The sequence below is a fragment of the Atlantibacter sp. genome (genome assembly GCF_032062175.1).
In the GTDB taxonomy this organism is placed as follows: Bacteria; Pseudomonadota; Gammaproteobacteria; order Enterobacterales; family Enterobacteriaceae; genus Atlantibacter.
Genome location: NZ_DAMBQK010000005.1, coordinates 167701 through 179522, shown reverse-complemented (window position 1 = coordinate 179522; position 11822 = coordinate 167701). Strand labels below are relative to the sequence as shown.

Annotated in this window: 12 protein-coding genes and 1 tRNA gene; 6 read left to right on the top strand and 7 right to left on the bottom strand. The window is 56.4% G+C overall.

Going from position 1 to position 11822, the window contains the following annotated elements:
* Nucleotides 1-6: 6 nt before the first annotated feature.
* On the bottom strand, nucleotides 7-921 hold the full coding sequence (locus RT120_RS07400; protein ID WP_312981342.1) for an ABC transporter permease subunit: 915 nt from the start codon (nucleotides 919-921) through the stop codon (nucleotides 7-9).
* A gap of 95 nt (nucleotides 922-1016) precedes the next feature.
* Nucleotides 1017-2132 carry a branched-chain amino acid ABC transporter substrate-binding protein gene (locus tag RT120_RS07395; protein ID WP_312981340.1) on the bottom strand — a complete coding sequence of 372 codons (1116 nt, stop codon included), beginning with the start codon at nucleotides 2130-2132 and terminating at the stop codon, nucleotides 1017-1019.
* 507 nt (nucleotides 2133-2639) lie between these two features.
* On the opposite strand from RT120_RS07395, the gene RT120_RS07390 reads away from it, so the two are divergent.
* Both RT120_RS07390 and RT120_RS07385 read left to right on the top strand, forming a co-directional pair.
* Nucleotides 2640-4094, top strand: a complete 1455-nt coding sequence (locus RT120_RS07390; protein WP_312981337.1) for an AMP nucleosidase — start codon at nucleotides 2640-2642, stop codon at nucleotides 4092-4094.
* Between the two features lie 139 nt (nucleotides 4095-4233).
* Nucleotides 4234-4309: transfer RNA gene (locus tag RT120_RS07385), tRNA-Asn, on the top strand.
* A 95-nt stretch (nucleotides 4310-4404) separates the two neighbouring features.
* On the opposite strand, the gene RT120_RS07380 is transcribed toward RT120_RS07385, so the two are convergent.
* The 4 genes from RT120_RS07380 to ldtA form a co-directional block, all read right to left on the bottom strand.
* Nucleotides 4405-4737: a type II toxin-antitoxin system PemK/MazF family toxin gene (locus tag RT120_RS07380; RefSeq protein WP_312981334.1), complete on the bottom strand. Its 333-nt coding sequence runs from the start codon at nucleotides 4735-4737 to the stop codon at nucleotides 4405-4407.
* Complete coding sequence (locus tag RT120_RS07375; RefSeq protein WP_312981510.1) at nucleotides 4737-4994, bottom strand: AbrB/MazE/SpoVT family DNA-binding domain-containing protein; 258 nt, start codon at nucleotides 4992-4994, stop codon at nucleotides 4737-4739. Before RT120_RS07375 ends, RT120_RS07380 begins: the two co-directional genes overlap by 1 nt.
* Nucleotides 4995-5206: 212 nt before the next feature.
* Nucleotides 5207-5683 (bottom strand): hypothetical protein, encoded by a 477-nt coding sequence (locus RT120_RS07370; protein WP_312981331.1) that lies wholly within the window; start codon nucleotides 5681-5683, stop codon nucleotides 5207-5209.
* Between the two features lie 132 nt (nucleotides 5684-5815).
* Entirely contained in the window at nucleotides 5816-6748 is a 933-nt protein-coding gene (gene ldtA / locus RT120_RS07365; RefSeq protein WP_312981328.1) for a L,D-transpeptidase, read from the bottom strand.
* A gap of 245 nt (nucleotides 6749-6993) precedes the next feature.
* On the opposite strand from ldtA, the gene RT120_RS07360 reads away from it, so the two are divergent.
* From RT120_RS07360 to RT120_RS07345, 4 genes are read left to right on the top strand one after another with little or no spacing between them, the layout of a single operon-like run.
* On the top strand, nucleotides 6994-7905 hold the full coding sequence (locus RT120_RS07360; protein WP_312981508.1) for a metal ABC transporter substrate-binding protein: 912 nt from the start codon (nucleotides 6994-6996) through the stop codon (nucleotides 7903-7905).
* The gene (locus tag RT120_RS07355) at nucleotides 7902-8702 is read left to right on the top strand and encodes a manganese/iron ABC transporter ATP-binding protein (RefSeq protein WP_312981325.1); all 801 of its coding nucleotides are present in this window, start codon (nucleotides 7902-7904) and stop codon (nucleotides 8700-8702) included. Before RT120_RS07360 ends, RT120_RS07355 begins: the two co-directional genes overlap by 4 nt.
* Complete coding sequence (locus RT120_RS07350) at nucleotides 8699-9559, top strand: metal ABC transporter permease (RefSeq protein ID WP_312981323.1); 861 nt, start codon at nucleotides 8699-8701, stop codon at nucleotides 9557-9559. Before RT120_RS07355 ends, RT120_RS07350 begins: the two co-directional genes overlap by 4 nt.
* Nucleotides 9552-10382 (top strand): metal ABC transporter permease, encoded by an 831-nt coding sequence (locus tag RT120_RS07345; protein WP_312981320.1) that lies wholly within the window; start codon nucleotides 9552-9554, stop codon nucleotides 10380-10382. Before RT120_RS07350 ends, RT120_RS07345 begins: the two co-directional genes overlap by 8 nt.
* Here RT120_RS07345 and RT120_RS07340 read toward each other — a convergent pair.
* Nucleotides 10345-11808, bottom strand: coding sequence for an EmmdR/YeeO family multidrug/toxin efflux MATE transporter (locus tag RT120_RS07340; RefSeq protein ID WP_312981318.1), 1464 nt, complete (start codon nucleotides 11806-11808; stop codon nucleotides 10345-10347). The genes RT120_RS07345 and RT120_RS07340 overlap by 38 nt on opposite strands.
* Between the last annotated feature and the right edge of the window lie 14 nt (nucleotides 11809-11822).

Here is an 11822-nt window from a genome sequence, read left to right as displayed (position 1 = left end):
TACCCCTTAAACCTTCGCGACCACGGGACGGCCCAACAACCCTTGCGGACGGAAAATCAGGATCACCACCAGCAGGGAAAACGAAAACACGTCTTTGTAATCGGAGTTCACCAGCCCGGCAAACTGCGCTTCGGCGACGCCCAACAGCAGGCCCCCGAGCATCGCGCCGGGCAGCGAGCCAATCCCGCCCAGCACCGCGGCGGTAAAGGCTTTAATGCCGATGATAAAACCGGCGTAGAAGTCAAAGGTGCCGTAGTTCATGGTGACCAGGACGCCGGCCAGCCCGGCCATCGACGCGCCAATCACAAACACCAGCGAGATCACCCGGTTGGTATTGATGCCGAGGATTGACGCCATCCGCCGGTCCTGCTGGGTGGCGCGGCAAATCCGTCCCAGCCGGGTAAACTGGATGATCCACGTCAGCACTCCCATCCCCCCCACCGCCGCCACCAGGATAAAGATTTTGGTCAGGGTGATTTGCACCACGCCATCGTCAACGTGAAAGCGCAGCACGCCGCTCAACAATGTCGGAATGCCCTGCTGATTCGGCCCCTGGCTTAGCTGAACGTAGTTTTGCAGAATTAACGACATGCCGATGGCGGAAATCAGCGGCGCCAGCCGGGTGGAGTTGCGCAGTGGCCGGTAGGCAATTCGCTCAATCGCCCAGCCATATACGGCGGTAACGGCGACGGTGAAAATCAGCGTGCCGAAAATCAGCAACGGGAAGGACTGAATGCCGAAGCTGGCGAGCAGCGCCAGCCCAATAGCGCAGAGGTAAGCCGAGATCATATAGACTTCGCCGTGGGCGAAATTGATCATCCCGATAATGCCGTACACCATGGTGTAGCCGATGGCGATCAAACCGTAGACAGCGCCTAACGTCAGCCCGTTGATCAGCTGTTGAAGAAAAAATGCATCCATATCAACACTCTCGCCAGTGAGAAGGCTGCCCGTTAGCCGGGCAGCTTTCAGTGTCGCGGCGTTTTACCTGGCGGCAAAACGGACGGGGCGGCAAATTACAGCTGTTTGTATTTGCCTTTGTCATCCCACTGATAAACCACATAATCCGAGACTTTCAGGTCGCCCTTGCCGTCCCAGGATTTGGGGCCCATCACCGTGTCCACGGTATTCGATTTCAACCATTCACTGGCTTTTTCGTTGTCTTTCCCGGCACCGTTATAGGCAGCGGCAATGGCCTGGATCGAGGCGTAGGCATACAGGGTGTAGCCTTCCGGTTCAAAACCGCTGGCACGGAATTTTTCGATGACGGTTTTACCCGCCGGGATAGTGCGCGGATCGTTGCCGAAGGTCATCAGCACGCCGTTGGTAAACTGCGGGCCGCCCGCTGCGGTCACCATCTCTTCAGTCACTACGCAATCGCCGGAGAAGAATTTCGCCTGCACACCCTGCTCGCGCATCTGGCGTACCAGCGGGCCGGCTTCCGGGTGGCAGCCGCCGAAGTAGACCACGTCGGGTTTCAGCGAGCCGATTTTGGTCACCAGCGCGTTAAAGTCTTTCTCCCCGCGCGACAGCCCTTCATACAGCACCTCTTTGGTGCCGCGTTTTGCCAGCGCCGCTTTGGTGGCATCGGCGAGGCCCTGTCCATAGGTGTCTTTATCGTGAATGATGGCGATTTTCTTCGCTTTCAGGGTGTCCAGCATGTAGTTGGCCGCCACCACGCCCTGCTGGTCGTCGCGCCCGCACATGCGGAACATGCCCTTCATGCCGCGCTCGGTCACCTGCGGGTTGGTGGAGCCCGGCGTAATGGTCAGTACGCCCGCCTCGTCATACACTTCGGACGCGGGCATGGTGGAAGAAGAACAGAAGTGACCGACCACCGCCGAAACTTTGGATTCATCTACCATGCGGTTGGCTACCGCTACCGCCTGTTTGGGTTCACAGGCGTCATCCCCCTGCACCAGCACGATTTTTTCGCCTTTGATGCCGCCAGCGGCGTTGATATCTTCCGCCGCCTGGGTCGCGCCCTTCCAGTATTGCGCCCCGTAAGTGGCGTTCGGGCCGGTAAAAGGCCCCGCCACGCCGATTTTGATATCCGCCTGGGCATAAAACGCCGTGGTTAAGCAACCGACGATGGCAACATGCAGCGGTAATTGTTTTATTTTCAAAGACATTCGGATATTCCTCGCACTGTTCAGACACGGCGCCAACGCTGGCGCGGGAAAAATCACTGACTTCGTCAATACACTGGCTTTCGAGCGGGCCGCGAGCGGCTGGTAAGGGTTAAGCAAAAACTTCGCCAGGCAGAAATAAATCGCAAAATTTTTTCTGCCGACGCCTCGCCATTCGACAACGCCAGGCGGCGTCAATCAGGCCGGTTGATTAACAATCAAAGAGATGAGTTTGCCATCACGTGGCTGGCTGGGATGCGCGGTTTCCGGACCGTCCAGAATCTTAAACATAGCCGCACGCCCGTCAGGCTGCGCACCTCGCTGGTGCAAATTTGCGGTGAAGATCACCAGTCCGATGCGGATTGTTGAACATTTACAGTCGGTTCAGGGTAGCAATCATTCAGACGGTTGAGTTTTGTCGAGGTTGCTATTCAACACACGACTGTATTACTCCTGTGACATACTATCGGTAATGTTGCACCCGACAGCTTGCCGGGATAAGGAGAGAAGATGAACCAAGCCGTAGTAAGCCTGACGCCAGAACAGGCGCTGGATCAACTGGAAGCCCTTTACGACCAGGCGGTGAACGCCCTGCGCGATGCCATCAGCCTGTACATTTCAGAAGGACAATTACCGGATACCGCCCGCCGCGCCAGCGGGCTGTTTGTTTATCCGCAACTGCAGGTCAGTTGGGACGGCACTGCGGTTAATCCGAAAAAAACCCGCGCCTACGCCCGGTTTACCCATCCTGGCTGTTACACCACGACCATTACCCGCCCGGCGCTGTTTCGCGCCTATCTGGCGGAGCAACTGGAACTTCTGTACCACGACTACGGCGCGATCATCGAAGTGTCGCCGTCGCCGCATGAGATCCCCTACCCGTATGTGATTGATGGTTCGGCGCTGACGCTGGATCGCTCCATGAGCGCCGGTCTGGCGCGCCACTTCCCAACCACCGAACTGGCACAAATCGGCGATGAAACCGCCGATGGCATTTTCCACCCCACCGAGTTTTACCCGCTGTCGCATTTTGACGCGCGCCGGGTCGATTTCTCGCTGGCGCGGCTGCGCCACTACACCGGTACGCCGGTGGAGCACTTTCAGCCGTTTGTGCTGTTCACTAACTACACCCGCTATGTGGATGAGTTTGTGCGCTGGGGTTGCAGCCAGATCCTCGACCCGGACAGCCCGTATATCGCGCTCTCCTGCGCGGGCGGCATCTGGATCACCGCCGATACCGAAGCGCCCGAAGAGGCGATTTCCGATCTGGCCTGGAAAAAACACCAGATGCCCGCCTGGCATTTGATTACCCAGGACGGCCAGGGGATTACGCTGGTGAACATCGGCGTTGGGCCGTCCAATGCCAAAACCATCTGCGATCATCTGGCGGTACTGCGCCCGGATGTCTGGATGATGATCGGCCACTGCGGCGGGCTGCGTGAAAGCCAGGCGATTGGCGATTACGTGCTGGCACACGCCTATCTGCGCGATGACCATGTACTGGACGCGGTGCTGCCGCCGGACATCCCGATCCCGAGCATTGCCGAAGTGCAGCGCGCGTTGTACGACGCCACTAAACAGGTGAGCGGGATGCCGGGTGAAGAAGTCAAACAGCGGCTGCGTACCGGCACAGTGGTCACCACCGACGACCGCAACTGGGAACTGCGCTACAGCGCCTCGGCCCTGCGCTTTAACTTGAGCCGCGCCGTAGCGATTGATATGGAAAGCGCCACCATCGCCGCCCAGGGGTATCGATTCCGGGTGCCCTACGGCACGCTACTGTGCGTTTCGGATAAACCCCTGCATGGCGAAATCAAGCTGCCTGGCCAGGCGAACCGGTTTTACGAAGGGGCCATTTCCGAGCACTTACAGATTGGCATCCGGGCGATAGATTTGCTGCGCGCCGAGGGCGACAGGCTCCACTCCCGCAAACTGCGCACCTTTAACGAACCGCCGTTCCGCTAGCTTTTAGTCCCGGTCCGGGTGAAGAATTTCACCCGGATTTTCGGCAAGTTGTGGAATTAATCAGCAAACGCACTCAAAATCAAAAACAGGCTTTGACAAGCATTCTGCGGGTCGATACTATGCGCCCCGTTCACACGATTCCTCTGTAGTTCAGTCGGTAGAACGGCGGACTGTTAATCCGTATGTCACTGGTTCGAGTCCAGTCAGAGGAGCCAAATTTAGAAAAGCAGATATCGAAAGGTATCTGCTTTTTTGCTTTTGTAGCTTTTAAAGCTTTTCCATTTCCCGCTTTAGCTTCCTTCCTGACGCATCAGTTCAGAATAGCTTCCAGTCTGGCCAGCACTTCATTCACGATATCCTCAGGGATACGTTCCAGACGCTTGCCGCTCCTGGCTTGCATATCGATAGTTCTGGGCTGGTCACAACGAATGACGCCCGTGGTTTTTGTGCCGGTCCCGTCCAGTGAAACAGTAAAACCCGCTGCACGGGCAAATTGTCCGCCACTGGTAACGGGAACAACAACGGGAAGACGGGTAAAGGTATTAAACGATGCCGGAGATACGATAAGCACCGGGCGTTTCCCGCTTTGTTCATGACCCGCAGCGGGATCAAGTGAAACGAGCCAGATTTCGCCTCTGTCCATTACAGGATCTCCTTACCCACCGGCGGTGCATCAATCCATTCACGATCCTCTTTGCTCAGATCAGCGTTGGGATCACACTGCGCCAGCAATTCCTCAAGTGAATAACGGGGCCGTTTCTGGGGCTCAATAATCAGGCAGCCCTTATCAATTGTCATGCCGACTTCACTATCCGTCGTTAGACCCAGCGTTTTAAGCACAGCGGGAGGCACCGCAAGCATCACAGATCCTCCGACCTTTTTAAGGCGAGTGGTATACATATTAAACCTCCAGAAGTTATATTTTAATATAACATCTAAGGAGGGCAGTGCACAATTAGTCATCAATTCCATTGAGATTTCCTTAACGCAGCCAGGCGTGAAGCCTCATAGTAAGCAACTGATTTAACTGTTGAAATAATTATGATGAATCAGATAAATAAAATGCGGCGCAGCTTCCGTAATTGCTTTGCGCCGCCAGGCAGATAAGGAAATTACTGAACAGACGGCACTCCTCCCGCAACGACTTTCTGAGCCCGCAGCCAGACAATCTGCGCCTGGACGGCAATCATAATGGCGATCAGCACGATGATTTCACCAAAACCGCTATGCGGTTGCGGATGGTTAAAGTAAAGCCAGGTGCCGAGCAGGAATTTAAACGCCACCAGCCCCAGGAATAAGCCAATTGTCAACGTATTCCCCTGGCTGAAGACTTTTCCGTCCTCAACGGTCAGGCGAGTCAGGTTGCCACGCATCACGCCAACCAGCGCACTCGCACCGACACTTAATACCACGGTAGCCCAGGCGATGGCGTCAGTTGGCAGGTAAAAACCGCCGATCACCAGGCCGACAATGCCGTAAATTTTCGCCATTTTAAAACGGCCTTTACCGTTGACTTCGGTACGAAGGGTTTGTTTGTAAACCGACCAGCAGGTCAGCGCAATCAGCATCATGATTTGAGTGGTCGTCATTTTTACACCTCAGCGATGAGTGGTTATCGGTCGATGAAATAATCTTACCAGTGGAAAGATAAACGCGGCATCAATAAAATGAGCAAAAAAAACCAGGCATGGTAGCCTGGTTTTGGTCGCGAAGCGGGGGAATTAGAACGTGGTGCCCATCGCATGATTAATTTGCACCGGCATCCCCGAGCGGCGCTCCAGGGCTTCGGAAACAATCTGCGCCTCGGCATCCGGGCTTTCCACTTCTTTACGCAGCGCCCCGGTCAATGTGATCGGCACACGTTTATCCGACTCAAACTCTGTCCGGTTGCGCGACAGCGGCTCGTGCACCTCCAGCCAGCGGGTGCCATCCGGCTCAAGGGTGGTTTTCACCGGCTGGTCAATCAGCTGCACACGCGTACCCACCGGGACATTATCGAACAGCAATTTGATGTCATCATCACGCAGGCGGATGCACCCCTGGCTGACCCGCAGACCAATGCCGAAATTAGCATTGGTGCCGTGGATGGCGTACAGGCGGCCAATATAAATCGCATACAGCCCCATCGGGTTATCCGGCCCGGCCGGAACAAACGCCGGCAGCGTGATGCCCTCTTTGGCGTATTCGCGACGGGTATTAGCAGTCGGCGTCCATGATGGCGCTTCCTGCTTGCGCTCCACTTTGGTCACCCAGTTACGCGGCGTTTCCCTGCCTGCCTGGCCGATACCAATTGGCAGCACCACCACGGTTCCGCTGTCTGGCGGATAGTAGTACAGCCGCATTTCGGCACCGTTCACTACAATACCTTTACGCGGTGTATCCGGCAGGATCACCTGCTGGGGAATAATCAGTTGGCTGCCCGGTTTAGGCAGATAAGGGTCCACGCCCGGATTGGCCTCCAGCATATTGCTCAGCCCAAGCCCATACATTGCCGCGAAGTGCTCCAGCGGCTCGGTGTTGCCTTCCGGTATCGTGATGGTGATATTGCTGCCCACCAGGCGGCTGCCTTCGGGCGGCAAAGGATATGTTGTCGCCCAGGACGCACGCAGCGCGCAAACCAGAAGTAAAAATGAAACCAGTATTAAACGAAGCATAGCGTTCCTTATAGAGTCAGAACTTTAAGCATAGATTGTCAAAACATGACTGAATGTTACAGAAGTATGATCTTATAGCCACCTTCGTGTGAAACGCCCATTCTCTTCAGTCCTAAAAGTTATCTGAATTGCCATTATTCATGATTATTGATGATAATAATTATCATTTGCTCTCTTATATAGCTTAGGCTATGTTTTATAGCAGGTGCTATAAACGATGTATTATCAATCAGGAGAGGGGCATGATGGGAACCGGAAAATGGCGCAGTGCGTTCACCCTGGTGGCTTTAGCAGCAGGGTTGATGGCATTTCAGACCAATGCGCAGGAAAAATTTAAAGCAGTCACCACGTTCACTATCATTGCCGATATGGCAAAAAACGTGGCCGGAGATGCCGCCGAAGTAGAATCGATTACCAAGCCCGGCGCGGAAATTCATGAGTACCAACCTACGCCTGGCGATATTAAACGTGCCCAGGGCGCAAAGCTGATCCTCGCCAACGGCATGAATCTGGAGCTGTGGTTTCAGAAGTTTTACCAGCATCTGAAAGGCGTGCCGGAAGTGGTGGTAACCAAAGGCATCACGCCGATGGCGATCGGCAACGGGCCGTACCAGGGTAAACCCAATCCTCATGCCTGGATGTCGCCTGATAACGCAATGATCTATGTCGATAACATCCGCGACGCGTTTGTTGAGCACGATCCCGCTAATGCCAACACCTACCGCGCCAATGCCGAGCGCTATAAGCAGAAAATCGCCGCCACCCTTGCGCCACTGCATCAAAAGCTTGACCAGTTGCCGCCGCAGCAGCGCTGGCTGGTGACAAGCGAAGGCGCATTTTCCTATCTGGCCCGGGATATGGGGCTGAAAGAGCTATATCTGTGGCCGATTAATGCCGATCAGCAAGGCACACCGCAGCAGGTGCGCAATGTGGTGGATACCCTCAAGCGCGAGAATATCCCGACAATTTTCAGCGAAAGCACCGTCTCCGATAAACCAGCTCGCCAGGTCGCCCGTGAAACCGGGGCGCATTACGGCGGCGTCTTGTATGTCGATTCGCTCAGCAAAGCCGACGGCCCGGTTCCCACCTATATCGATTTACTACGGGTGACCACGGACACCATCGTGACGGGCATCCGCGAGGGGGCAGCAAAATGATTTCTCCGTTCAGGCGAGTTCAAACGCCAGAGATTGCTATCCACGGGCCCGGCGTGGTGGTTAACCAGGCGACGGTCACCTGGCGCAACGGCCACACCGCGCTGCGTGACGCGTCATTTCAACTCCCGCAGGGCAGTATTACCGCGCTGCTGGGCGTTAACGGCGCGGGCAAATCTACCTTGTTTAAAGCCATCATGGGGCTGGTGCCGCTGGCGCGCGGCACCATTACCCTGCTGGGCATGCCAGTGAAAACCGCGCTGGGCAACAACCTGGTCAGCTACGTGCCGCAGTCAGAAGAGGTGGACTGGAATTTTCCGGTGCTGGTGGAAGACGTGGTCATGATGGGGCGCTACGGCTATATGGGTTGGCTTCGCCGTCCGTCTGCTGCCGATCGCCATGCCGTCGACCAGGCGCTGGCGCGGGTGGATATGGGCCATTTACGCCAGCGGCAAATCGGCGAACTCTCCGGCGGCCAGAAAAAACGGGTATTCCTGGCGCGGGCGCTGGCGCAAAACGGCCAGTTGATCCTGCTGGATGAGCCTTTTACCGGCGTGGATGTAAAAACCGAACAGCAGATCGTCACCCTGCTCGGCCAGCTACGCGACGAAGGCCGTACCCTACTGGTTTCCACCCATAATCTTGCCAGCGTGCCGTCGTTTTGCGATCACACGTTGCTTATCAACGCCACCGTAGTGGCCTGTGGGAAAACCGCCGACACCTTTACCCACGCCAATATCGAACGGGCGTTCGGCGGCGTATCCCGTCACCTGTTCACCACCTGCCAGGAGGCGGTATGACGTGGCTGCTTGAACCCTTTAGCTACGGCTGGATGGTCAACGCCATGTGGGTATCGGCGCTGGTGGGCGGCGTCTGCGCGTTTCTCTCCTGCTATTTGATGCTTAAGGGCTGGTCGCTGATTGGCGATGCGCTTTCCCATGCGATTGTCCCGGGCGTAGCGGGCGCATGGATGCTCGGCCTGCCCTTCTCGCTGGGTGCGTTTTTCTCTGGCGGGCTGGCGGCTGCCGCAATGCTGTTTTTGAATCATCGCACCCGGCTGCGCGAGGACGTGATCATTGGGCTGATCTTCTCTTCGTTCTTCGCCCTCGGGTTATTTATGGTGTCGCTCAATCCCACCGCCGTGAATATTCAGTCGATCGTGATGGGCAACGTACTGACCATCGCCCCCTCGGACATCATCCAACTGTCAGCGATCAGTGGCATTACCCTGCTGATTTTACTGGTGAAGTGGAAAGATCTGCTGGTGACGTTTTTTGATGAAACCCATGCCAGGGCCATTGGCCTCAACCCGGTGCTGCTGAAATGCCTGTTCTTTACCTTGCTGTCGGCCTGCACCGTGGCGGCACTGCAAACCGTCGGCGCGTTCTTGGTGATCTCCCTTGTCGTCACCCCCGGCGCGACGGCGTGGCTGTTCACTGACCGGTTTCCCCGTTTGATTATTATTGCCGTGGCGCTCGGCAGCCTGACCAGCTTCTTCGGTGCCTGGCTCAGCTATTATCTCGACGGGGCGACGGGCGGTATTATCGTCACCCTGCAAACCCTGCTGTTTGTACTGGCGTTTTTCTTTGCCCCACAGCACGGCGTAATAGCCGCCCGTAGACGGCGGATGACCCGCCCGGAGGTGCGACATGGTTGAGTGGATCATGGCCCCGCTGGGCTTCGATTTTATGGTTAACGCGCTGATTATTTCAGTGCTGATCGCCATACCCTGCGCCCTGTTATCCTGCTTTTTAGTACTTAAAGGCTGGGCGCTGATGGGCGATGCCATGAGCCACGCGGTATTTCCCGGTGTGGTGATTGCCTGGATGCTCGGTCTGCCGTTTGCCCCCGGCGCATTTGTTGCGGGGATGCTGTGCGCGCTGGCGACCGGCTATCTAAAAGACAACAGCCGCATCCGCCACGATACGGCAATGGGCATCGTGTTTTCCGGGATGTTTGGCTTCGGGCTGGTGTTGTACGTCTGGCTCCAGCCGGAGGTGCATCTCGACCACATTCTGTTTGGCGACATGCTGGGCATCAGCGGCAGCGACATCCGTGATACCGCGCTGGTGACGTTACTTACCGTCGGGGTGATCGCCGTGAAGTGGCGCGATCTGGTACTGCATTCTTTCGACCCGGTACAGGCCCAGGCCGTAGGATTACGCTCGACGTTGCTGCATTACGGGTTGTTAGTCTTGCTGGCGCTGACGATTGTCGCCTCGCTAAAAGCGGTAGGGATTATTCTCGCCATCGCGATACTGATAGCGCCCGGCGCGATTGCCTTTTTGATTGCCCGCACTTTTGGCGCGATGTTACTGGTGGCGGTTGGTGTGGCGATTTTCGCGTCGTTGAGCGGGATCTGGCTATCGTTTTATCTCGACAGCGCCCCCGCTCCAACGATCGTGCTGGTGTTCAGCCTGCTTTTTGTGGTGGCAATGCTGGCTAACCGTCGTCAGCCAGCCCCGCAGCCTGGCGCGTAACGGCGGTCTTTTTGATGCGTGGATATTTCTGCAACCAGCGTCCGCTAACCATACGCCAGTAGAAGAAAACCCCACGCACTGCCCAGTCGAGGAACATACCGAGCCAGACCCCAATGACCCCCATGCCGAGCATAATTCCGAGCACGTAACCGGCAATTACCCGGCAGCCCCACATGCCCAGCATGGTCACCCACATGGCGAAACGGGCGTCACGCGCCCCTTTCAGCCCGGCGGGAAGCACCCACGCCGCCGCCCAAATTGGCATAAATAGCGCGTTCAGCCACAGCAGGTGTTTAACCACCTGGATAACATCTTGCTCGTGGGTATAGAACGAGGCGATAAGCCCGGCAAACGGCGCGCTCAGCCAGGCGATGGCGGTTAAGCCGAGGGTTGAGATCCAGAAAATATGGCGCAGTTGTAATTCCGCCTGGCTTATCTGCCCTTTACCGAGGCGTTTGCCGACAATAATCGTTGAGGCTGAGCCGAGCGCGTTACCCGGCAGGTTAATCAGCGCCGCCACGGAGAAAGCGATAAAGTTACCGGCAATCACGTTGGTGCCCATTCCGGCAACAAACATCTGGGTGAGCAATTTACCGCCGTTAAACAGCACCGATTCGACGCTGGCCGGCACGCCAATCCCCAGCACTTCACGCAGAATGGAAATATCGAGACGGGTGAAATAGCTGCGCAGCGTGATTTTGAGCGCCGGGTTAAAGCCGATCATCAGCACGTAAATAATACCCAGCGCGCCAATATAGCGTGACAGCGTGAGCCCCAGACCTGCGCCGGTAAACCCAAGCCCGTCCCAGGAAAACAGGCCGTAGATCAGCACGCTGCTGATCATAATGTTCAGGATGTTCATCCCGCCGTTTATCAGCAACGGGATTTTAGTGTTCCCTGCCCCGCGCAACGCCCCGCTGCCGATCAGCGTGATTGCCGCCGCCGGGTAGCTCCAGACCGTCAGTTGCAAATAGTTCAGCGCCAGCTCTTTAACCTGGCCGGAAGCTTCACCCGCCACCACGTTAATTATCTGCTCGCCGAAATAGTGGATCACCGCCGCCAGCACTACCGCCACGAGGGTCATCAGAATCAACGACTGACGCGCTGCGGCTCTAGCGCGTTTGGGGTCGCGCTTGCCGAGGCTAAAGGCAACAACAACCGTCGTCCCTAAATCGATAGCCGCGAAAAACGCCAGGATCACCATATTGAAGCTGTCGGCAAGACCAACGCCCGCCATCGCCTCTTTGCCCAGCCAACTCACCAGGAAAGTGCTGAGCACGCCCATCAACAGTACACAGGTGTTTTCTATGAAGATCGGCACCGCCAGCGGCATAATTTCCCGCCAGTAAAGGGTGCGATAACTTTTTCTACGGCCGTGCCAGTGCGTACGCGACAGCGTGCGCCGTAGCGAAGTGGATAAGCTCAAGGTGAATCCATCAG

Coding starts and splice junctions, on each gene's coding strand:
- RT120_RS07400 (WP_312981342.1), bottom strand. CDS start 921: ATGGATGCATTTTTTCTTCAACAGCTGATCAACGGGCTGACGTTAGGC.
- RT120_RS07395 (WP_312981340.1), bottom strand. CDS start 2,132: ATGTCTTTGAAAATAAAACAATTACCGCTGCATGTTGCCATCGTCGGT.
- RT120_RS07390 (WP_312981337.1), top strand. CDS start 2,640: ATGAACCAAGCCGTAGTAAGCCTGACGCCAGAACAGGCGCTGGATCAA.
- RT120_RS07380 (WP_312981334.1), bottom strand. CDS start 4,737: ATGGACAGAGGCGAAATCTGGCTCGTTTCACTTGATCCCGCTGCGGGT.
- RT120_RS07375 (WP_312981510.1), bottom strand. CDS start 4,994: ATGTATACCACTCGCCTTAAAAAGGTCGGAGGATCTGTGATGCTTGCG.
- RT120_RS07370 (WP_312981331.1), bottom strand. CDS start 5,683: ATGACGACCACTCAAATCATGATGCTGATTGCGCTGACCTGCTGGTCG.
- ldtA (WP_312981328.1), bottom strand. CDS start 6,748: ATGCTTCGTTTAATACTGGTTTCATTTTTACTTCTGGTTTGCGCGCTG.
- RT120_RS07360 (WP_312981508.1), top strand. CDS start 6,994: ATGGGAACCGGAAAATGGCGCAGTGCGTTCACCCTGGTGGCTTTAGCA.
- RT120_RS07355 (WP_312981325.1), top strand. CDS start 7,902: ATGATTTCTCCGTTCAGGCGAGTTCAAACGCCAGAGATTGCTATCCAC.
- RT120_RS07350 (WP_312981323.1), top strand. CDS start 8,699: ATGACGTGGCTGCTTGAACCCTTTAGCTACGGCTGGATGGTCAACGCC.
- RT120_RS07345 (WP_312981320.1), top strand. CDS start 9,552: ATGGTTGAGTGGATCATGGCCCCGCTGGGCTTCGATTTTATGGTTAAC.